General features: G+C 46.1%; 19 protein-coding genes. 7 read left to right on the top strand and 12 right to left on the bottom strand.

What is annotated here, in order from left to right; all coding sequences use genetic code 11:
* Positions 1 to 111: 111 nt before the first annotated feature.
* The 4 genes from slyD to kefG form a co-directional block, all read right to left on the bottom strand.
* Positions 112 to 648, bottom strand: a complete 537-nt coding sequence (slyD, locus tag L3V30_RS19150) for a peptidylprolyl isomerase (RefSeq protein WP_237309551.1) — start codon at positions 646 to 648, stop codon at positions 112 to 114.
* 92 nt (positions 649 to 740) lie between these two features.
* On the bottom strand, positions 741 to 941 hold the full coding sequence (locus L3V30_RS19145) for a YheV family putative zinc ribbon protein (RefSeq protein WP_005381449.1): 201 nt from the start codon (positions 939 to 941) through the stop codon (positions 741 to 743).
* Between the two features lie 33 nt (positions 942 to 974).
* A complete protein-coding gene (gene kefB / locus L3V30_RS19140; RefSeq protein WP_237309549.1) occupies positions 975 to 2,771 on the bottom strand; it encodes a glutathione-regulated potassium-efflux system protein KefB in 1,797 nt (598 codons plus the stop codon).
* Positions 2,755 to 3,348, bottom strand: coding sequence for a glutathione-regulated potassium-efflux system ancillary protein KefG (gene kefG / locus L3V30_RS19135; protein WP_145474426.1), 594 nt, complete (start codon positions 3,346 to 3,348; stop codon positions 2,755 to 2,757). The genes kefB and kefG overlap by 17 nt, the downstream gene beginning before the upstream one ends.
* Before the next feature lie 209 nt (positions 3,349 to 3,557).
* Between kefG and L3V30_RS19130 the strand changes: the two genes are divergently transcribed.
* From L3V30_RS19130 to crp, 6 genes are all read left to right on the top strand, one after another.
* Positions 3,558 to 5,477, top strand: a complete 1,920-nt coding sequence (locus L3V30_RS19130) for an ABC transporter ATP-binding protein (protein ID WP_237309557.1) — start codon at positions 3,558 to 3,560, stop codon at positions 5,475 to 5,477.
* On the top strand, positions 5,474 to 5,962 hold the full coding sequence (locus tag L3V30_RS19125; RefSeq protein ID WP_005397673.1) for a TIGR02444 family protein: 489 nt from the start codon (positions 5,474 to 5,476) through the stop codon (positions 5,960 to 5,962). The genes L3V30_RS19130 and L3V30_RS19125 overlap by 4 nt, the downstream gene beginning before the upstream one ends.
* An 87-nt stretch (positions 5,963 to 6,049) precedes the next feature.
* Positions 6,050 to 7,057: a hydrolase gene (locus tag L3V30_RS19120; protein ID WP_046874535.1), complete on the top strand. Its 1,008-nt coding sequence runs from the start codon at positions 6,050 to 6,052 to the stop codon at positions 7,055 to 7,057.
* A 33-nt stretch (positions 7,058 to 7,090) separates the two neighbouring features.
* Entirely contained in the window at positions 7,091 to 7,303 is a 213-nt protein-coding gene (locus tag L3V30_RS19115; RefSeq protein WP_237309547.1) for a YheU family protein, read from the top strand.
* A gap of 124 nt (positions 7,304 to 7,427) precedes the next feature.
* Entirely contained in the window at positions 7,428 to 8,297 is an 870-nt protein-coding gene (locus L3V30_RS19110) for a phosphoribulokinase (RefSeq protein ID WP_005397679.1), read from the top strand.
* Between the two features lie 240 nt (positions 8,298 to 8,537).
* Entirely contained in the window at positions 8,538 to 9,170 is a 633-nt protein-coding gene (gene crp / locus L3V30_RS19105; protein ID WP_005381432.1) for a cAMP-activated global transcriptional regulator CRP, read from the top strand.
* Positions 9,171 to 9,315: 145 nt separating this feature from the next.
* Here crp and L3V30_RS19100 read toward each other — a convergent pair whose 3' ends face one another.
* The 6 genes from L3V30_RS19100 to L3V30_RS19075 form a co-directional block, all read right to left on the bottom strand.
* Positions 9,316 to 10,107 (bottom strand): DUF1338 domain-containing protein, encoded by a 792-nt coding sequence (locus L3V30_RS19100; protein WP_005397681.1) that lies wholly within the window; start codon positions 10,105 to 10,107, stop codon positions 9,316 to 9,318.
* A 249-nt stretch (positions 10,108 to 10,356) separates the two neighbouring features.
* Positions 10,357 to 11,814 (bottom strand): succinylglutamate-semialdehyde dehydrogenase, encoded by a 1,458-nt coding sequence (astD, locus tag L3V30_RS19095; protein ID WP_005397684.1) that lies wholly within the window; start codon positions 11,812 to 11,814, stop codon positions 10,357 to 10,359.
* 28 nt (positions 11,815 to 11,842) lie between these two features.
* A complete protein-coding gene (astA, locus tag L3V30_RS19090) occupies positions 11,843 to 12,862 on the bottom strand; it encodes an arginine N-succinyltransferase (protein ID WP_085344615.1) in 1,020 nt (339 codons plus the stop codon).
* A 109-nt stretch (positions 12,863 to 12,971) separates the two neighbouring features.
* A complete protein-coding gene (locus L3V30_RS19085; RefSeq protein WP_005397689.1) occupies positions 12,972 to 14,183 on the bottom strand; it encodes an aspartate aminotransferase family protein in 1,212 nt (403 codons plus the stop codon).
* A 361-nt stretch (positions 14,184 to 14,544) separates the two neighbouring features.
* The gene (locus tag L3V30_RS19080) at positions 14,545 to 15,132 is read right to left on the bottom strand and encodes an aminodeoxychorismate/anthranilate synthase component II (RefSeq protein WP_005397690.1); all 588 of its coding nucleotides are present in this window, start codon (positions 15,130 to 15,132) and stop codon (positions 14,545 to 14,547) included.
* A 175-nt stretch (positions 15,133 to 15,307) separates the two neighbouring features.
* On the bottom strand, positions 15,308 to 18,262 hold the full coding sequence (locus L3V30_RS19075; protein ID WP_237309546.1) for an ExeM/NucH family extracellular endonuclease: 2,955 nt from the start codon (positions 18,260 to 18,262) through the stop codon (positions 15,308 to 15,310).
* A gap of 546 nt (positions 18,263 to 18,808) precedes the next feature.
* On the opposite strand from L3V30_RS19075, the gene L3V30_RS19070 reads away from it, so the two are divergent.
* Positions 18,809 to 19,183 carry a hypothetical protein gene (locus L3V30_RS19070; protein WP_005395366.1) on the top strand — a complete coding sequence of 125 codons (375 nt, stop codon included), beginning with the start codon at positions 18,809 to 18,811 and terminating at the stop codon, positions 19,181 to 19,183.
* Between the two features lie 55 nt (positions 19,184 to 19,238).
* Here the strand turns inward: L3V30_RS19070 and trpS are convergent, their stop codons facing one another.
* Both trpS and L3V30_RS19060 read right to left on the bottom strand, forming a co-directional pair.
* On the bottom strand, positions 19,239 to 20,255 hold the full coding sequence (gene trpS, locus L3V30_RS19065; RefSeq protein ID WP_005395367.1) for a tryptophan--tRNA ligase: 1,017 nt from the start codon (positions 20,253 to 20,255) through the stop codon (positions 19,239 to 19,241).
* Between the two features lie 115 nt (positions 20,256 to 20,370).
* Positions 20,371 to 21,057 carry a phosphoglycolate phosphatase gene (locus tag L3V30_RS19060; RefSeq protein WP_005395368.1) on the bottom strand — a complete coding sequence of 229 codons (687 nt, stop codon included), beginning with the start codon at positions 21,055 to 21,057 and terminating at the stop codon, positions 20,371 to 20,373.
* Positions 21,058 to 21,148: the final 91 nt, after the last annotated feature.

Raw genomic sequence — 21,148 nt, 5'->3', positions numbered from 1 at the left:
TCTTTTCTTCTATGCACTACACCTTAGATAAACAAAAAGCGCAAGTTGAAACCTCAACTTGCGCTTTTCAAAGCTTTACTAGATAAGATTATCTAGTGAAGGAGCTTGTGATTAATGAGAACCACAGCTGCCGCCGCCACAGCAGCCTTCATCGTCGTGCTCATGGTCATGACCACAACCACCAGCTTGATGGATATGACCGTGTTCGATCTCTTCTGCTGTTGCTTCACGTGTAGACATAACTTCTACTTCGAAAGTTAGTGTTTGACCAGCTAGCATATGGTTACCGTCAACAACCACTTCGTTGCCATCAACTTCTGTTACTTCTACAGGGATTGGACCTTGGTCAGTGTCAGCTAGGAAGCGCATGCCCACTTCGATTTGGTCAACGCCTTGGAATACATCCGCAGGAACGCGTTGTACTAGCGCATCGTTGTGCTCGCCGTAAGCTTCTTCAGGAGCTACCGTTACTGAGAACTTGTCGCCAGCCACTTTACCTTCAAGCTCTTTTTCAAGACCAGTGATTAGGTTGTTGTGACCGTGAAGGTAATCTAGAGGCGCTTCTGCAGTTGATTGATCAACAACCACACCGTCTTCCAACATTACTTTGTATGCAAGGCTTGCAACAACGTTCTTTTCAATTTTCATACTAACTCCAGGGAGATTAATTGACTTAACCTGAATGGGGTTAAGTACTGAGATATCTGGGTGTATTATGGGGATCAATTATCGAAGTTCAATTATTCCGGCTTAAAAATTCCGATCATTTCCTGATCTGAGTGTTTATTTTTCTCTACAGATTGCGGTTTACGCTGCTCAGTAAACTCACACTCGACACACTCAACTAACTCGATATTATTTTCAATCCACCAGCGCAGGGTATCTTGCTGGCTGCAATTTGGGCAGCTAGCGCCGGCAATAAAACGTTTCTTGATTTTCACGCTATTTCCTTAGCTTGAGTCTTGGCTCAAGTACTACTTCCAATGATTAGGTGACTGATGGTCGCTCTCCATCTCACGACCAAAAATTTCTTCTAGCTCTTTGCGTGCCTCTTTCGCTCTCTGAGCCAATTTCTTATCTTCATTGTGCTGAGGCAATAAGTCCTTAAGCATAGCATTATCTAACTTACGAAAATGTGCTTCTGCCCGCTTTGCTTGATAAGGGTGCATACCAAGTTCTACGAGCGCTTGGCGACCGAGATCCAATGCCCCTAAAAATGTTTCACGAGAGTAATTCTCGACACCGTGGCTCATTAACTGATACGCCTCGACACGGCTTCTTGCTCGGGCTAGCAACTTAAGTTTCGGAAAGTGCACGCGGCAGATATCAACGATGGCCATCACCTCATCAGGTGAATCGGTACAAATGATCAATGCTTCTGCTTTATCTGCGCCAGCAGCCCGCAAAAGATCAATTTGGGTAGCATCGCCATAAAACACTTTGTAACCATACTTGCGCAGTAGGTGGATTTGGCTGGCATCACTTTCTAATACCGTCACTTTGATTTTATTGGCATACATTAAACGTCCGACGATCTGACCGAAACGTCCAAAGCCTGCAATGATCACACGTGGCCGACGATCCACTACTTTCGTGGTCATGCCCTCTTCTTCTTGATTCAGGGTATGAGCAAACCATTTTTTTTGTCCCATCAACAAAAGTGGTGTCGTCACCATGGATAAACTGACCACCACCAACAGAAAAGCCACTTGCTCTTTGGATAAAATGCCCTCTTGGCTCGCTGCGGTAAATATGACAAAGGCAAACTCACCACCTTGGCTTAAAATCGCGGCCATACGGCTTCTCGCTTTAGCTCCGACACGGGCAGCTCTCGCCAATGCATACAAAACCAAGCCCTTAACCACGACCAAAGCCACCACCGCGCCTAGAATCTCTAAAGGGTGTAATGCCAATAACCCCAAATTTACCGCCATGCCAACCGCGATGAAGAACAAACCCAACAACAAACCTTTAAACGGCTCGATAGCGATTTCCAATTCATGTCGATACTCACTCTCAGCCAGCAGAACGCCGGCTAAGAAAGTCCCTAGGGCCATAGAAAGCCCGAGCTTTTGCATCACGACAGAAATCCCAAGCACGACCAATAGTGCGGCGACGGTAAAGAGCTCACGAACGCCGCTCATCACAACAAAACGAAATAGTGGACGCAATAAGAAATGGCCACCAATCAACAGGGCCACCACACTGCCTAATACCGTGAAGACATCCAACCAACTACCGCCACTCTGCCCGCCAGCAAGCAAGGGCAACATTGCCAACATTGGGATCACGGCAATATCTTGAAAGAGCAATACTGCAAAACCAGACTGACCCGTTTCGGTGCCATTGAGCCCTTGCTCTTCAATCACTTTAAGAGCAATTGCCGTCGAGGACAGCGCGAACCCCATCCCAATCACCAAACTCACTTGCATGCTTACGCCGAACATACTGACGACACTGCCGAGCACGGCGGTCGTAACCACCACCTGCGCGCCGCCTAAACCTAGAATCGGTCCTCGCATTTGCCACAGTTTTTTAGGATTTAGTTCAAGGCCGATCAAGAACAGTAACAACACGACCCCAAGTTCAGCAAAGTGCAAAATAGCATCAACATCACTGATTAAGCCAAGACCCCAAGGGCCAATCAACACACCGGCAAGTAAATAACCTAAAACCGAGCCAAGTCCGAGACGCTGAGCAATCGGCACCGCGATAACCGCAGCCGAGAGAAAGACCACGCTACTTTGAAGAAACTCACTGGTTATCGCCATACTGACCTCCTTGGTCTGTTGCTTCCCAGTTTTCAAGTGGGTTGTTCAACCACCGACGATACAATTCGGCGTGCTCATACCGCTCAATATCCGAGACATTACGCGACCAATACAACACCAAAGGTTCAATCCAGTGCATTTGACACAAGGCGGCCGTCAGTTCAAACGGTTGTAAGATTTGCTCTAATGGATATTTGTTGTACCCCTTCGCGCTAAAGGCCTCTTCTTTCCCCCCCGTTGTAATCACACTGCGCCAGTATTTTCCCTCTAGCGCCGAACCTCCGCCAAAAGCAAAACCTTTGCCCAGCACTCGGTCCAACCACTCTTTTAACAGGGCTGGGCATGAATACATATAAAGCGGGTGATGAAACACGATCACATCATGCATGAGCAACAACTCATGTTCGTAATTCACATCAATAAAGAAATCAGGGTAAACACCGTAAAGATCGTGCACAGTGACGTGATCAAGCGACTGAGCTTTTTTAATCATCACTTGATTAGCAATCGAGTTATGTGGCTCTGGATGAGCATAAATGACCAGAACTCTTGGGAGAATAGACGGTGCAACAGCCAAATGATCGTCCTTGTGGTTATTTTTATCCGTTATCAAATTGTTATACTTTTTTGTACAGCATAATGCAATTAAAGCGAATCAATCGACTTTTCCGGCCAATACCCCTACTATTCACCGCTAGATATATACCCAAGTGGCTTTAAAAACGATTGAAACCACTTCGCGATGTAACCAAGCAACGCGCACTGCGCAAAGTGAATGAAAACTTTATGATTACCTTCTCTGATATTCAGTTACTGCGTGGCGGTAAACCTCTTTTAGATCAAGCTTCAGCGACTATCCATCCTGGCGATAAAGTCGGTCTTGTGGGCAAAAACGGCTGCGGTAAATCAACGCTATTTGCATTGCTGAAAGATGAACTGTCGATTGATGCAGGCTCATTTAGCCAACCTCAACATTGGGAGTTGGCTTGGGTCGCACAGGAAACGCCTGCGCTAGAGCGCACTGCACTGGAATACGTCATTGATGGTGATCGCGAGTACCGAGCGCTCGAAAAGCAGTTGGCTGAAGCGGAAGCACAAGACAACGGCACCTTGGTTGCCGAGATCCACGGTAAAATTGAAACCATCGGCGGTTATAGCATTCGCGCTCGCGCGGCAGAATTGCTCGACGGTTTAGGTTTCAGCCAAGAGCAAATGAGTTGGAGTTTGACTCAATTCTCAGGTGGTTGGCGTATGCGCCTTAACTTAGCTCAAGCGCTATTGTGCCGTTCTGACTTATTGCTACTCGATGAGCCAACCAACCACTTGGACTTAGACGCGGTGATGTGGCTTGAACGTTGGCTACAAAACTACCCAGGCACACTGATCCTGATCTCGCACGACCGTGACTTCCTTGACCCCATTGTTGGCCGTATTATTCACATCGAAAACCAACAATTGAACGAATACACGGGTAACTATTCGTCGTTCGAAAACCAACGAGCGCAAAAAATGGTGCTGCAGCAAGCGATGTTCGAGAAGCAACAGAAACAGATGTCGCACATGCAAAGCTACATCGACCGTTTCCGTTATAAAGCTTCTAAAGCACGCCAGGCTCAAAGCCGTATTAAAGCTTTGGAGCGCATGGAGAAAGTGTTACCCGCTCAATTCGATAACCCATTTAGCTTCCAATTCCGTGAGCCCACGGCGCTGCCAAACCCAATCATGATGATGGATGAAGTATCGGCAGGCTACGGTGACAACCTGATCTTAGAGAAGATCAGGTTGAACTTGGTTCCTGGCAGTCGCATTGGTCTACTCGGCCGTAATGGCGCGGGTAAATCGACCTTGATCAAATTGCTCTCTGGTGAGCTTAACGCGCAAGGTGGCGATCTGACTTACTCACAAGGCGTAAAAATAGGTTACTTTGCCCAGCATCAATTAGAAACGCTGCACCCAGAGGAAACGCCGCTGCAACACATGATGCAGATCGCGCCGGATCAAACCGAACAACAGCTACGTGATTACCTAGGCAGCTTTGGCTTCCAAGGCGACAAAGCACTGGAGAAAGTCGCACCGTTTTCGGGTGGTGAAAAAGCCCGTTTAGTGCTGGCCTTAATTGTGTGGCAAAAGCCAAACCTGTTGCTACTTGATGAACCAACCAACCACTTGGATTTGGACATGCGTCAGGCATTGACGATGGCCCTGCAAACGTTCGAAGGTGCAATGGTGATTGTTTCGCACGATCGCTACTTACTGCGTGCTACAACCGATGACTTGTACTTGGTGCATGATCGTCAAGTTGCGCCGTTCGATGGTGACTTAAACGACTACTACAAATGGTTAACTGAGCAACAAAGAGCGGAACGCAAAGAAGCACAAGCTGCACAGCCAGCCAAAGATAGCGCCAACAGCGCGGCAGCGAAAAAAGAGCAGAAACGTCGCGATGCAGAATTTCGTAAGCAGACGGCGCCAATTCGCAAAACGCTGACACAATTAGAAAATAAAATGGATAAGTTAGGTGCTGCACTGGCCGAAGCTGAAGAACAATTGGCAGATAACTCACTGTATGAAGCCGAAAATAAAGCTAAACTTAACCAAGTGCTGGCTCTTCAAGCTTCTAGTAAGGCAGAGCTCGAAGAAATTGAAATGGAATGGATGTCTGCTCAGGAAGAACTGGAGCAGATGGAGCTAGAGTTTAATCAATGAGTAATCAACACGCTGAATACACACTCACCCTAGAACACCTTTGGCAGTTCAGTCTGCAATTTTATGGTGTGCGAGAAGTGAAAGAAGCGTGTTTATCATTACAGAACAATTATCACGGCAACGTGAACCTACTCCTGCTGCTCAGATGGCTCGATGAGCAGCAACTCATTTTCCAAGAAAAAGACTGGCCTCTGGTACAAAGCTGTCTGGGCCGAAGCGAAACCTTACTGCACTCTTTTCGCGACTTACGTCGCCATCTTAAGTCTCAAGTCAATGACGCTTTATATCGTGAAACCTTGCAGTTTGAGCTGCAACTAGAAAAGCAGCAACAAGCGGATTTGGTGAATTGCATTAACTCGCTCACGCTGGTCAAAAATGATGGCGCCCCACTCACGCTGAGATACTGTCGTCAACTTGGTGGTGAGCATTTGCAACAGGCCTTTGCTATTCCGGTGCCAAACATTCACCCACCAAAACGCCCATAAATCTGTAGAATACCTATAATCTTTATAAAGGATTATATTAATAAGTTCTTCAACTGACACCGAAGAACCGCATAAGAGCAGTTAGGTATGACACAATTTTTCGCAGCCGCCGGGATCAAAAACCCGCATCTTCAAACGCTTTTACCGCGTTTTATTCGCAAAAAAGCGTTGTTTACGCCGATTTGGCAAACCCTCGATACATCCGATGGCGATTTTCTCGATCTCGCATGGAGCGAGGACCCAACCCAAGAACCTGCGCAAAAAAAGCCGATTTTTGTTTTATTTCATGGACTAGAAGGCTGCTTCTATAGCCCTTACGCCAATGGCCTAATGAATGCATTTGCTCAATCCGGATGGCTGTCGGTGATGATGCATTTCCGCGGTTGTAGCGGTAAGCCAAACAAGAAAGCTCGCGCCTATCATTCTGGTGAAGTGACTGACGCCCGCCACTTCTTAGAGCACCTTGAGCAACGCTTTCCTGATAACCCCAAAGTTGCGGTTGGTATTTCTCTTGGCGGTAACATGTTGGCGAATTATTTAGCCCAATACAAAGACCACCCCATTTTGAACGCGGCGACCATTATCTCAGCGCCTTTAGACCTAGCAGCGTGTGCAAACCGTATTGAACAAGGCTTTTCGAAAGTGTATCGCCGTTACCTGCTCTCTTCGCTCAAACGCAACGCGTTGCAAAAACATCACTTGTTGCATGGCGAGCTCGCTTTGTCCTACAACTCAATAAAACGTGTCACACGATTGTATGAATTCGATGATTTGATCACGGCACCACTGCACGGTTTTAAAGACGCACAAGATTATTACGATCAATGTTCTGGCTTAAGTAAATTACAACAGATCACGCTACCGACACTGATCATTCACGCCAAAGACGATCCATTCATGACCGACGATGTGATCCCGAAATTTGTTCTGCCAGATAATATTGATTACCGTCTCTTTGAGCACGGTGGGCATGTTGGTTTCCTTACAGGTTCAGCGCTCAAGCCGAAATTTTGGTTGGAAGAAGCGCTGCCAGCGTATTACGAAAGTATTGCCGCAGATTACCTTTCTGCTGTATCCAAGCAGCGAAAGCAGTAAACTAGCCGCTCATCATAAAAGTTCGAGGTATTTATGATCATTCCATGGCAAGACATTGCGCCAGACACATTGGAAAACTTAATTCGTGAATTCGTCTTACGTGAAGGCACGGATTACGGAACCGTCGAGATTTCTTTGCAAGACAAAGTGGATCAAGTAAAAACTCAATTAGAAAAAGGCGAAGCGGTTATCGTGTTCTCTGAACTGCACGAAACCGTCGATATTCAGGTAAAAACAAAATTTTAGACCCTTCACATTTTACCGTACCCCACTCAATGACAAGGCATTGTTACGTGCTATAGTGGGTTATCGACCGTGCAGTAGCAGCCTACTGCACATTACAGGTAAGTAATTTTCGACAAGGTTTGTCATGTCAGCTAAACACCCAATTATTGCGGTTACTGGTTCATCCGGTGCCGGCACGACCACTACATCTGAAGCCTTCCGTAAGATGTTCAATATGATGAACGTTAAACCCGCATGGGTTGAAGGCGACAGCTTCCATCGCTTTACTCGCCCTGAAATGGATATAGAAATCCGTAAAGCGCGCGAGCAAGGTCGACACATTAGCTACTTTGGCCCTCAAGCTAATGACTTTCCAGGATTGGAAGAGTTTTTCCGTAAATATGGTCACGATGGCGCAGGCAGCGTACGTCGCTACCTACACACCTTTGACGAGGCCGTACCTTATAATCAAATGCCTGGTACCTTTACACCGTGGCAAGACTTACCGGAGAACAGTGACGTTCTCTTCTATGAAGGCTTGCACGGCGGTGTTGTGGATGGCGATGTTAATGTCGCGCAGCATGTGGATTTCTTGATTGGTATGGTACCAATCGTAAACTTAGAGTGGATCCAAAAGTTTGTGCGTGATACTCGTGACCGCGGTCATTCACGAGAAGCAGTAATGGATTCTATCGTGCGCTCGATGGACGATTATCTTAACTACATCACGCCACAATTTTCTCGCACTCATATTAACTTTCAGCGCGTCCCAACGGTCGATACCTCCAACCCACTTAACGCGAAAGGTATCCCAAGCCTGGATGAGAGCTTTGTCGTGATTCGCTTGCGTGGGATAAAGAAAGTCGACTTCCCATATCTCCTGGCTATGATTGATGGCTCATTCATGTCACGCCACAACACGATTGTCGTGCCAGGCGGTAAGATGAGCTTTGCAATGGAGCTCATAGTTCGGCCTATCCTACAACAGCTCATCGAAACAGGGAAAATTGGCTAAAAACCTGCCTGCGAAGATGTTTACTTTTCATACCGTGATCATGTGCACAGTTTTGCTTACAAAATCTCAATCATGGCACGATTAAAATCAAGAAATCGTTTTCGAAAAAGGATACTATTTCTTACCGAAACACAAGAGAGCTTGCAGCATATAAAAAGTGCTCTTATTCTAGTAGGCCTAATTCAGGCTTAGCTAAAATATGGATAGCGCAAGCGTACCCTGCAGAGGAAGTGAGATATTATGGTTCTAGGTAAACCTCAAACCGACCCAACATTAGAGTGGTTTCTTTCACACTGTCATATTCATAAGTACCCTTCAAAGAGCACGCTAATTCACGCGGGCGAAAAGGCAGAAACTTTGTACTACATCGTTAAAGGTTCTGTTGCGGTTCTTATTAAAGACGAAGAAGGTAAGGAGATGATCCTTTCTTACCTAAACCAAGGAGACTTTATTGGTGAACTTGGTCTATTCGAGGAAGACCAAGAGCGCACAGCTTGGGTTCGTGCTAAATCTCCTTGTGAAGTTGCTGAAATTTCTTTCAAGAAATTCCGTCAGCTTATCCAAGTAAACCCAGACATCCTAATGCGCCTTTCTGCGCAGATGGCTCGTCGTCTTCAAGTAACTAGCCAAAAAGTGGGTGACCTGGCGTTCCTAGACGTAACTGGTCGTATCGCTCAGACGCTTCTGAACCTTGCAAAACAACCAGACGCAATGACTCACCCAGACGGCATGCAAATCAAGATCACTCGTCAAGAAATCGGTCAAATCGTTGGCTGTTCTCGTGAGACAGTAGGTCGTATCTTGAAAATGTTAGAAGAGCAGAACTTAATCTCTGCGCACGGTAAAACTATCGTGGTTTACGGTACTCGTTAATCTCAAACCAGAGTGACGCGAACAAAATTATAAAAGCCACCAATGGCGACATTGGTGGCTTTTTATTTGTCTTGTAACCACATTAAGCTCAGAGCAACAAAAGACTAATGAGCAAGTTGGTTAGCCGAAAGGTTAACCCTAAAAGTTAGCCATTCGTACTTTCAAAGATTTTGTCCGCTGAAGCCGCCACAAAACCTGGGTACAGCTCACCGTTTTCCATCGGGTAGCGCTTAGCAAACTCGTAAAAGCCACCAGGGATAATTTCAGTGCCTTCGCTAAAGCGAACCGCCACTTTATCCGCCATGGTCGATGATTGTTCTAGCAGCACCTCAGGAGTGCCCTTCACTTCCCCGCCGTTTTCATTAATGGTAAATCCGGCCGTACGTAAGTGATCGTTTACTTGCTTCACTTCTTCGTATTCATTGAGCTGGTTAACGCTCACCGTGAAGTGGTTTGCGCCGTAACCATGCGCAGCCAACCAAGATGCATACTCACTTTCTTTAGCCAACGTTTGGTAGTCAGCAAAGCTTAAATCCCACAAGCGTCCACCATGTAAGAATGCGCTATCGTTCAGCTTGCCTGCATCGACTTGTGCCACCAGCTTTTTCACAATCTCTTGCAGCTCAGGTGAACACTCCTCAACTTTTAGCTCACTAATAAAGACTTTCGGTTGCTTCGGATCAGGGTGCTCATAGTGTTTAGCAACCAGCTTTTTACTTTCGAAAACGTAGTCACCACATGCCTGATAGCCAATGGCTACAAATGGTTTAGCTAAGGTTTCGATACCAAGAGGCGCAATATTGAAGGTACGTAAAGCTATATGATCATTAATCAGAGGCTCATCTTCTTGAAGCAGCTGATGTACTTTCGCAGCAGAAGGGCAAAGACGTTGAATGTAATCTTGCCATAGCGATTCAAATAACACATCGGGCGTCATAACGACTCCTTGTTACGAGATGTAGAGTTAAAAGGTAAGCGGAAGTTGACTGCTCGTTCACAACGAAAAGTTGTCCAGAATAATGAACGAGCAGCCATCAACCTGTGACGGTAAATGCCAGTCAGTCAACACGCTTTTCCGAGTCTTTGCTCACTTTCCGTGTTCTGCCAACGATCACTACAACCCATACCTAAATGATTCGCCGGCAAGGTGAGCCGCAATACATGGTTGCGACTCTGTTATTAAAACTTATAGCGCCACACCTGGGCTTAATGTTGCAGGCAAGATAGTCTCTTGACCTTCCATTGATGCCATCGGGTACGCACAGTAGTCTGCTGCGTAATAAGCGCTTGGACGTAGGTTACCTGACGCACCAGGACCACCAAATGGCGCATCACCACTTGCACCAGTGAGCTGGCGGTTACGGTTCACGATCCCTGCACGAATATGGTCAACGAAGTATTCCCATTCTTGGTCGTCAGTTGAAACTAAACCAGCAGAGAGACCAAAGCGCGTGTCGTTCGCCAGTTCTACGGCTTTTTCTAGCCCTTCGTAACGCACCACTTGCAGAAGTGGACCGAAGTACTCTTCATCTGGTAGCTCAGCAATGTTCGTTACATCAATAATGCCCGGAGAAACAAACGCCGCCTCTCCTGCTTTAGCTTCAATCAAGCTTTCACCACCAAGTGATTGAAGGTTCGCTTGTGCATCGAGAATGAACTTGGCTGCGGCAACGGAGATTTGCGGCCCCATAAATGGCGCAGGCTCTGCAAATGGTTGGTCTACGCGAATATTCTTCGTCGCTTCAACCAGTTTCGTGATGAGCGCATCACCTTTCTCACCCAATGGCACGTACAAACGACGAGCACACGTACAACGTTGACCAGCACTGATAAACGCTGACTGGATGATGGTGTACACCGTGGCATCCAAATCACCATATTTATCAGAGATCACCATCGGGTTATTACCACCCATTTCTAGTGCTAACATCTTGCCTGGTTGACCCGCAAATTGACGGTGCAATACATGCCCCGTGTTCGCGCTGCCCGTGAACAGTACACCATCAATGCCTTTCGCATCAGCAAGCGCAATGCCGGTTTCTTTCGCACCTTGGACAAGGTTGATCACGCCTTTCGGCAGACCTGCTTCTTCCCAAAGTTTCATAGCTAGCTCGCCAGTCCAAGGCGTTTGCTCGGATGGCTTGAACACAACGGTGTTACCCGCTAGTAACGCAGGCACAATGTGACCATTTGGTAAGTGACCAGGGAAGTTATATGGCCCAAATACCGCCATCACGCCGAGTGGGCGATGACGTAACACAATTTGGTTGCCCGCCGCTTCACGGCTCGCTTCACCGGTGCGGTCATGGTAAGCACGAATAGAGATTGCAATTTTACCTGCCATTGCCGCTGCTTCAGTGCGCGTTTCCCAAATTGGCTTACCAGTTTCTTTGGCAATGACTTCAGCGATTTTCTCGCTGTTCTCTTTTACTTTCTCAGCAAAAGCCAACACGATCGCTTCACGCTCTGCAAATGGGCGTTTTTTCCAGTCAATAAACGCTTCACGCGCTGCAGATACCGCTTGATTCACCTGCTCTGCCGTTGCACCGTTGCCTTGCCAGATCACTTCTTGGTTGTAAGGTGACAGAGACGTAAATGCTTCACCCTGACCTTGTACCCATTCACCTGCAATCCAATGTGTCATTGTTTCTATCCTTAAATTCTGTCGTCTGTTACTGCGGAAGAAGGCGAACAAAATCCCCTTCCTCAACCAAAAGTGCATCCGCAACGTCTGGTGCGATCATGACGCTTTGTGTTTCAGGGTCATACGCCGCTTTGGTGACTGCTGCGCGGAAGTTTTCGAACGATGAGTTGCACATCAAGAAGTCTTGCGTACTGCTATGTTGTGCAATTTTCACTTGCGCACGGAACGAGTGACGTACCGATTCAATATTGCGTAAGTCACATTCAACGGTTGGACCCGCATCGAAAATATCCACGTAGCCACGGTTAGTGAAGCCTTCACGCTCAAGCAGCTTTAATGCTGGGCGAGTATTGTCATGCACTTGACCAATCACGGCTTGCGCTTCTGGACTCAACAGGTTGATGTAAATAGGCAGCTTCGGCATTAAGTCAGCAATAAAGCCTTTCTTGCCGATACCTGTCAGGTAATCCGCAAGCGTGAAATCGATGGAGAAGAAATGCTCTTGTAACCATTGCCAGAACGGCGAGTTGCCTTCGTCGTCTGAAACACCACGCATCTCCGCAAAGATCGTTTCAGAGAAACGCTCTGGGTGCTCAGCCATCATGAGGAAACGACACTTCGACATTAGACGACCATTCAGACCTTGGCGGAATTTCTCACGCAAGAACAAGGTACAAATTTCGCTGTTACCCGTGTAGTTATTACCAAAAGTAAGCAGTTTGACGACATTATTGACGCCAAGCTTTGGTGACGAGTGCACCACTTTACTAATGTGATACGAGTAAAATGGGACATCCCAGCCGATAGATGCTTCGATTCCGGTGGTACCCGCAACCTCACCCGTTTCAGAGTCAAAGCCGACCATCAGGTAGCCTTCATCACCTGGTTCTGCCACATCTGGCTTACCAAAGCTGTACTCTGAGTGTTTGATTCGATTGGTTAACAGTTCTTCGTTAACCGGTAGAGATGTAAATCCGTGACCAGACTCCACCGCACAAGTGTGCAGCGCGTCATAATCCGACATCGCGATAGGGCGAACTACTAGCATCAATACTCCCTCCAGATGCAAGAAGATCCTAACTATATTGTAGGAACAATTCCCCCATCAGAGATCCTTGACGGGGGTGTCTGCGTTGACGTTGAAACTGATATCGCGCTTAAACTAAAGTCGCGATCGCTTTATCCAGTTTCGCCAAGCCTTCTTCAATTTCTTGTTGTGTAATAACGAGTGATGGTGTGAAACGTACGACATTGGCACCCGCAACCAATACCATGAGACCTTGTTTGCCTGCAGCGACGAGAACATCACGTGCGCGGCCTTGCCATTCTTCATTTAGTGCAGCGCCAAGCAATAGGCCTTGACCACGAACTTCTGAGAAGATGTTGTACTTAGCATTGATCTTCTCTAGACCTTCGCGGAACATCGCTTCGCGTTCTAACACACCAGCCAACACTTCAGGCTTAGTAACTTCGTTCACAACTGCTTCTGCTACAGCACACGCGAGTGGGTTACCGCCGTATGTTGAACCGTGCGTACCGACTTTCATGTGCTCTGCTAATTTTGCAGTAGTCAGCATTGCACCGATTGGGAAACCGCCACCGAGTGATTTCGCGGTGCTTAGAATATCAGGTGTAATACCTAAACCTTGGTAAGCGTAGAAGTTACCTGTACGACCATTACCGGTTTGTACTTCATCGAAGATCAGTAGCGCGTTGTGTTTGTCACACAGCTCACGTACTGCTTGAGCAAACTCAGGCGTTGGTGGCACGATACCGCCTTCACCTTGTAGCGGCTCCATCATCACCGCACATGTGCGATCAGACATGTGTGCCTGTAGTGCTTCGATATCATTGTAAGGTAAGTGGGTAACGTCACCAGGCTTAGGACCAAAACCGTCAGAGTAAGCCGCTTGACCACCAACCGTTACGGTAAAGAACGTACGACCGTGGAAACCTTGTTTGAATGCGATGATTTCTGATTTCTCAGCGCCATGTACGTCAGCAGCGTAACGACGTGCCAGCTTAAGTGCCGCTTCGTTCGCTTCTGCGCCAGAGTTAGCAAAGAATACGCGCTCAGCAAAGCTCACTTCTGTTAGCTTTTTCGCCAGACGAAGTGCTGGTTCGTTCGTCATCACGTTACTTAAGTGCCAAAGCTTGTTAGCTTGCTCTGTTAATGCGTTTACCATTACTGGATGACAATGGCCAAGACAGCTCACTGCAATACCACCAGCAAAGTCGATATATTCATTACCTTCCTGATCCCAAACACGTGAACCTTCACCTTTAACAGGGATCATTTCCATCGGGTTATAGCAAGGTACCATTACCTCATCGAATAAACCGCGCTCTACTTTAATTTCCGTTGTCATTGCACATTCCTTCTTGATACCGCATGCGTAGCAGATAAGCGAATTTAACCGGCTCTCTTTGCCAGCAAATAATGTTTTGCATTTAAGCTATTGCGGCATTGTATTTACATTTAATTAACCATTTCAATAGTGATTTATTCTTTTCGTTCTCGAAAGCAACTTCCATTAATCACTGCTTGTGACTATTTATGCATCAAGAAAGTAAAATAGAGAAGCGATTTTTTATAAATGTTATGTAATACAGGGGATAGAAGGTTTAAAAAGACATGAATAGACAAAGAGGCCAGAATGAACCGCATAGTTTTGCAATCCACTCACCTCGGCAAAAAGATGAATGATTTGTTAAGAAAAGTGATCGCGATCAGATCGCTTTACGTGCTAAAAAGTTCGCGAGCAACTCGTGACCTTGCTCTGTTTTGATCGATTCTGGGTGAAACTGCACTGCGTCAATTGGCAGAGTTTTATGTTGGTAACCCATGATTTCGTCCATACTTCCATCCGGCAGCTCAGTCCATGCGGTCAGTTCAAACACATCGGGTAACGTACCGTTTTTCACCACGAGAGAGTGATAACGGGTTACGGTGAGTGGGTTATTCAGGTTTTTAAACACACTGCGACCATTGTGACGAATAGGTGACGTTTTCCCATGCATTACTTGTCGAGCGCGCACGACTTCCCCACCAAACACTTGCGCTATCGCTTGATGACCAAGGCAAACACCCAATATTGGAAGCTTACCAGCGAAGTATTCGATAGCTTGTAGAGAGATACCTGCCTCGTTTGGCGTACACGGTCCAGGTGAGATCACCAAGTGAGTTGGGTTCAACGCTTCAATCCCTTGAATGTCGATTTCATCGTTACGCACGACTTTTACACTAGCGCCAAGCTCGCAAAAGTATTGGTAGAGGTTGTAAGTGAAAGAATCGTAGTTATCGATGATCAACAACATAGAGTGTCAGCTGCTCCAATCCGTTTAGGCAAGACTTAAGAGATGATTGTCTGGTTTGCGACAATTAAGGGCGGTATTTTGCAACACCAAACTAGAAAGGCAAGTCTTTGTGCAATAAAAAGGCCAGCATCGGCTGGCCTTTGGTCTTTACAGCTGTATTTTAGGAGATAAAAGCTTAGTTGCGGCGACGTACTAAGCCAAGTCCTAGCATCGCGAGTAGCGCGCCAAAACCAAACGAACCACCATCTGAATCCTTCGAACCTCCTGCATCCGTTTCAGTTTGCGTCATTGAGACATCACGAACAGAGCTAAACTTAACGACGTTGCCTGTCGAGTCTGTCACTTTCTCTTCTAACTGGTAATTACCTTGTTCTGGCGCTTGTTCAAACTCAATATTCACGCTGCGTGCGTCAATGTCAGTTTGAGTCAAGGTTTGGCTAGCCGAGTAAACTTTTGCATCACTGCTTGTCGCGGCCGCTTGTGTGGATGCTGTTAAGTTCACTGTCACAATATCGCCCGCAACCGCAGTTGGTGGTAGACGTACATCAATAGCTAAGTTTTCACCCGTTTTCGGTAAATCGATATCATCATCTGGCAAATCAATAGCAATAATCACTGGATCATGATCAGACGCTGAGAACGCATCTTTGTACTTCGGCATGTCACCCGTGTATTTGCTGCTGTATTCAAACAAGTTACTTTCTAGGGAGTTGATGTGCCAATCTTCAATCGCCACCACTTTTTGCGCTAAACTGCTGCTTGCCAATGCATGGTCCAAGTTCCCCAATTCACCTGAATAGGTGTACGAGAACGTATCAGCGCCATGCAGCAAGGTGTTTAAATTGTGCAGACCGTAGCCTTTTTCAATCTTGGTTTTCTCTACTTGAAGCTCACCGCCACCAATGGTTGTGTAAGCGGCAGTGTAGATATCACGGCCGTATTTCTCTTTTGAGTAATCAGTGAGGGTAAGTAACGGATCTTCTTTGCCGTAAGCGTTCAAATCGCCCATAACGAGCACATCGCCATCAATATCTTTCAGCGCTTCACCAACGACTTTCGCAGCAGAAACACGGAAGTTGTTGCAGTTACCTTGCAGATCCGCGGGTTCTGAGTCTTCTACACCAGCAATCCACTCTTCAATACATTCAGAACCTTTCGATTTAAAGTGGTTCACGACCACTGAAAGATCTTCGCCAGTCTCTTTCACTGTAAAGGTCTGTAATAAGCTATGGCGTTGATATTTGTCGTATGCAGGGTTACTTTCAGTGCCCTCTTTACGAGTAATGGTGTTCTCTGCAATGTGTTGCTCTGGCGTCACAATGACTTTTGCTGCTTCTTTTGGTGTTACTGCGTTAGCACGATATAAGATCGCAACCATGATCGCATCACTGCCAAAGTATTCCTCTTGGTATTTGTCTTGCTCTTCGATTTCGACATACGTGTAATGATCTTCCACGTCATCAATCTCAGCGTTTAAAGCATCAACCAAGTTTTGGATAGCACTACCATCACCAAAGCCGTTGTTTTCTACTTCCATCAAGCCAATGATGTCCGCGTCCATCTTATTCATTGCTGAAACGATTTTCGCTTGCTGGATCAAGAACTCATCAAGGTTTGTCGCGCCACGATTTTGCCCGGTTGGGTTGTCGTGACCGCTGTCAGCAACCGAAGTGAAGTAGTTAAGAACGTTAAAGCTCGCCACTCGTAAATCAGAATCGGCAATGGCTGGCGCCGCTTTACGCGCAACGTCAAAGTCATCACCTGACGTGACAAAGTTGCTGCTATCAACTTCATTGGTCGCAATTAGGCGGTACTCGTTGTAGCTGTAAGCCACGACACCTTGCAGGCCTTCGACACGAGAGCCTAGGCGAATGTGCTGCTCTGAAGAGCCATTTTGGTCAAGATCTTGTGCAAACGTTGGGAAATATGGGATTTGACCATTTGGCGCTTTGCTATCCGATTCCAAGTAAATACGGTTGGCCGCATTCTCTTTGGCAAGGGCAACCGCAGCGTCACTCTCTGCTGCATGCAATTGAGTCGGCTTAAGCAACGGTGCTTCATGAGACAACATCATGTTGTTGCGTCGAGAGTCATAATCGTAAGAAAAGTTACGAGTAACGAAAAGTTCGCTAGCCGAGCTGAGCTCAACTTGCATACCTTCATGACGCTCTAGTGCATCACGTAGTGTTTCCCCTTCCTTAATCGTTAACGGAGTAACCAAAGAGGCGTTTGATGTGCCTGTTTTTACATAACTGTTTGCATCAGAAGAAAGCTGAGTGTTGCTGTAGTACTCTTGTACTTTCCCTTTCACACAAACAACATCACCAGCTTTCAGCTCTGTATCTGCAACATCGGTGTGAATAAACAAACCTTCAGATGTCTTGTCGTTGCCATCATTCTCAAGTGCTTGCAGGTAGAAGCCTTTAGTTAAGCCTGTTGTTACCGCACTGACCACACCAGTTACGAAGTGATCTTCGGTCGTGATGTAAGGGTAACCATCAATAAATGGAGAAGAAGCACCTTCACCTTGAATCTCTTGGATGGTGGTAAAGGCTGGTTCTTGTCCATCTACTTCACAAGCAAATGGCGCAGGTGGCTCAGTTGTATTTAATTCCCCTAAACCATCAATATTATCTTTAGGTAAGGCTGTCCACTGAGTGGATTGGTAGGTAGTTGAAGGTGTAAGCGCATCACTGTTACGAACTAACGTGGTGTCTTTAGCGAAATCCACGTCCCCCATCACACCTAATATATCGTGCACTTCCCCATCTTTAAGAAGTGCCAACGGATCGTCGCCGTTAAAGTTCGCTACATTTTTATCAGTGTAATCCGCAACCGCCTTTATTGCTTCGCTCGCATCGCCATGAGCAAGCACATACACTTGCTTCGCTTGTAACGTTACGTTACTAAGATCAAGAGTGCTGCCCCACGAGCCGCCACCATTCGAAGATTTTGCTAATTCATAGCCTGTGAGTGTCATCGCAGTATCACCTGTATTGGCGATCTCGACCGCTTTATTATAAGCGCCGCCTTCCACATACTGGGAAATAATAATCTCTGCGTTCGCGTTTGCGCTAAGTGCACTGGCGATGGTTAGTGCGAGTATTGAGGGTTTGATTAACGTGTCCATTGTCATACCTGATATTTATGTAAATGCAAACTTAGCTCTGATCAGAGCCTACCATTTGCGTCTACTATCAGGTTTATTTATGAAATAAATAAGAATGAGCAATTAAAGCCGTGAAATGAATCACATGTGAATGTAAGAAAATATGCCAGAACATCCCATTCAAACATTTTTTGTAATAAATACAGAACGCTATTGATAAACAAATCAAAATTTAGATTAATTACTCAGTTTATTTTTTCACTTCATGTTAAGGAGTAGAAAATACATCGCTCGTGAAGTGGCTTATTAACCAAGCTCACTTTGTTATAAATGAAAATATAATTAATCACTAATTTAGAAAGCTGTGATTTTCATTTTTATAGCCATGTCTAAACTTAAGTCACCTATTATTCGCTTGGCTTTTTCTTACACATGACCCTTATACTTCAAAATTTTCATCATTTGCTCAATAACTTCTCCTTATTCACTAGCCAAATTCATACACAAAAGATATAACACCTGCGCGAGACATTAAGATCTCATTAGCAGTAAACCCAGGAACGATAAATGAAAAAAATTCAACGCAGTGTGCTAGCTCTCTTCTTACTTGGCTTGATAACGGGATGTCAATTGACCGCCAGTGAGCCACTTCAACCTACCGCGAATCAAAACATCATCGAATCAGCCAAAAATGAGCTGGATGGAATTGAAGAGTTAGAGGTCAGTGACGAGGGTGTTATTACTTTTACCCAGCGTCTAAGAACACCAGGAACCTACTGGATCCCAGCAAGAATTAAAGAACTTAGCTACGATATATCATGCGTGCAGCTCAGTTACTTCATTGATAGAGGCATGGTGGTGAAGTCCGCCTTTTTAGGTGCTCGAGGACGTGTTGAATATTACGATATGGAACGTTGCATGAAAGACACGCCATTCCAGTAAAAAGTATAAAAAAAGCTCCACCAACGTGGAGCTTTTTGTAATCTATTCTTAGCGACTATGGGCGAGCGACAAAGCCTACCGCTTTGTATGCTTTCTTCAGCGTTTCAGCAGCGCGAGCCGATGCTTTTTCTGCACCTTGCTGCATTACCTCATCCATGTAAGCACGATCAGCGCGAATACGATGGTATTCTGCTTGAATTGGCTCCAGCATTGCTACAACCGCCTCGCCAACATCTTTCTTAAATGGACCATACATTTCTACGCCTTTGTACTTGGCTTCGATATCTTCAAAGCTCATTCCTGTCGCCGCAGAGTAAAGTCCCATTAGGTTCGCGATACCCGCTTTGTTCTCGATATCATGGCGAATGCTTGGTGGGGTTTCGGTGTCTGTTTGCGCCTTGTTGATCTTCTTGATGATCGACTTTGGCTCTTCAAGCAGAGTAATCACGTTCTTACGGTTATCATCTGACTTCGACATTTTCTTCGTCGCGTCTTGAAGACTCATCACACGTGCATTGACTGTTGGAATGTACGGCTCAGGAACGGTAAAAATCGGACTCTCTGGTGAGTAGATGTTGTTAAAACGCGTTGCGATATCACGTGCTAACTCAAGATGCTGTTTCTGGTCGCTACCAACTGGCACTTGGTGTGCGCCGTAAAGCAAAATATCTGCTGCCATCAACACAGGGTAATCAAACAGCCCCACGTTTACGTCATTTGCGTAACGTGCCGATTTGTCTTTAAACTGAGTCATACGGCTCAGCTCACCCATTTGCGTGTAACAGTTAAGAAGCCAACCAAGTTGAGCATGCTCTGGTACGTGTGACTGAACAAATAGCGTGCTCTTCTTCGGATCAACACCAACTGCCAGACAAATTGCCAGTGCGTCTAATGTCGCTTCATGCAGTGCTTTAGGATCCTGACGAACCGTAATCGCATGAAGGTCTACTACACAGTATTGGCAATCATAATCGTCTTGCATCTGCTGCCATTGACGTAGAGCACCCAAGTAGTTACCGATACTTAGTTCACCTGACGGTTGAACACCACTCAATACAATGGGTTTGCTCATTAGAATGATTCCTTTGACTTCTTAATCTAATTAAAATGAAAAACCGTGCGGCTTTTAGCGCACGGTTTACTCAGTGTACTCATTAACAAGTATTTTGGAAGATCTTTTGTTGCCGTTATGCAGAAACAGCGACGACTTCCAGTAATTCCGCGAGGCGGTTCGCCACTACGTCAGGGTTCGAAGCTGAAATGGGCTCGCCATGGTTATAACCGTAAGTTAAACCAAATGAAGCACAACCCGCATTTTTCGCCGCCAAGATATCGTTTTTCGAATCCCCAACCATCAGCATCTCTGCTGGTTTTACCTGGTGCTTTTCCATTAGCCAGTTCAGCGCCACCGGGTTTGGTTTTTTCTCTGGAAACGCGTCACCACCTAATACGTCTACGAAGTACTTGGCGATGTCATGCTGCTCTAGAATTTCTGGTACGAATTTCGAGGGCTTGTTCGTCACAATCGCCATCGTAAAACCAGCTTGGTGTAGCTCTTCAAGCGTCTCTTTTACTGTTGGATAAAGGTGACTTAACTTATGGCCGCTTTGCTTGTAGTATTCATCAAACAGCTCACGCGCTTTAGCACGCAGCTCATCACTCAAATCACTGCTGATGGTCATGCTTTGGCTTAATGCACGTCCAATCAATATATCAGCACCATTACCAACGTAATCACGCACCTGCTCTTCTGATACAGAAGGATAGCCTAACGCCTGAACTGCTTGATCGGCCGCTACGGCAAGATCTGGCACGCTATCAAGCAGTGTTCCATCCAGATCAAAAGCAATCAATTTAATATCTTGTTGGGTCATAAATTCCCTAGCTAAAATAACACAGGATGGTTCCCCATCCTGTGTGCTTAATCTTGATGTCACTCAGTGTCACACTCAGCGACGCTTAGTG

It is taken from the genome of Vibrio sp. A1-1 (assembly GCF_021728175.1).
GTDB lineage: Bacteria > Pseudomonadota > Gammaproteobacteria > Enterobacterales > Vibrionaceae > Vibrio > Vibrio diabolicus.
Note: the sequence above shows the minus strand (reverse complement) of the source record. Positions and strands in the feature narration are given on the sequence as shown.

What these genes read in the sequence shown, in the direction of transcription:
- slyD (WP_237309551.1), bottom strand. Translation starts at nt 648, where the DNA reads ATGAAAATTGAAAAGAACGTTGTTGCAAGCCTTGCATACAAAGTAATG.
- kefB (WP_237309549.1), bottom strand. Translation starts at nt 2,771, where the DNA reads ATGGCGATAACCAGTGAGTTTCTTCAAAGTAGCGTGGTCTTTCTCTCG.
- L3V30_RS19130 (WP_237309557.1), top strand. Translation starts at nt 3,558, where the DNA reads ATGATTACCTTCTCTGATATTCAGTTACTGCGTGGCGGTAAACCTCTT.
- L3V30_RS19125 (WP_005397673.1), top strand. Translation starts at nt 5,474, where the DNA reads ATGAGTAATCAACACGCTGAATACACACTCACCCTAGAACACCTTTGG.
- L3V30_RS19120 (WP_046874535.1), top strand. Translation starts at nt 6,050, where the DNA reads ATGACACAATTTTTCGCAGCCGCCGGGATCAAAAACCCGCATCTTCAA.
- L3V30_RS19115 (WP_237309547.1), top strand. Translation starts at nt 7,091, where the DNA reads ATGATCATTCCATGGCAAGACATTGCGCCAGACACATTGGAAAACTTA.
- L3V30_RS19110 (WP_005397679.1), top strand. Translation starts at nt 7,428, where the DNA reads ATGTCAGCTAAACACCCAATTATTGCGGTTACTGGTTCATCCGGTGCC.
- crp (WP_005381432.1), top strand. Translation starts at nt 8,538, where the DNA reads ATGGTTCTAGGTAAACCTCAAACCGACCCAACATTAGAGTGGTTTCTT.
- L3V30_RS19100 (WP_005397681.1), bottom strand. Translation starts at nt 10,107, where the DNA reads ATGACGCCCGATGTGTTATTTGAATCGCTATGGCAAGATTACATTCAA.
- astD (WP_005397684.1), bottom strand. Translation starts at nt 11,814, where the DNA reads ATGACACATTGGATTGCAGGTGAATGGGTACAAGGTCAGGGTGAAGCA.
- astA (WP_085344615.1), bottom strand. Translation starts at nt 12,862, where the DNA reads ATGCTAGTAGTTCGCCCTATCGCGATGTCGGATTATGACGCGCTGCAC.
- L3V30_RS19085 (WP_005397689.1), bottom strand. Translation starts at nt 14,183, where the DNA reads ATGACAACGGAAATTAAAGTAGAGCGCGGTTTATTCGATGAGGTAATG.
- L3V30_RS19080 (WP_005397690.1), bottom strand. Translation starts at nt 15,132, where the DNA reads ATGTTGTTGATCATCGATAACTACGATTCTTTCACTTACAACCTCTAC.
- L3V30_RS19075 (WP_237309546.1), bottom strand. Translation starts at nt 18,262, where the DNA reads ATGGACACGTTAATCAAACCCTCAATACTCGCACTAACCATCGCCAGT.
- L3V30_RS19070 (WP_005395366.1), top strand. Translation starts at nt 18,809, where the DNA reads ATGAAAAAAATTCAACGCAGTGTGCTAGCTCTCTTCTTACTTGGCTTG.
- trpS (WP_005395367.1), bottom strand. Translation starts at nt 20,255, where the DNA reads ATGAGCAAACCCATTGTATTGAGTGGTGTTCAACCGTCAGGTGAACTA.
- L3V30_RS19060 (WP_005395368.1), bottom strand. Translation starts at nt 21,057, where the DNA reads ATGACCCAACAAGATATTAAATTGATTGCTTTTGATCTGGATGGAACA.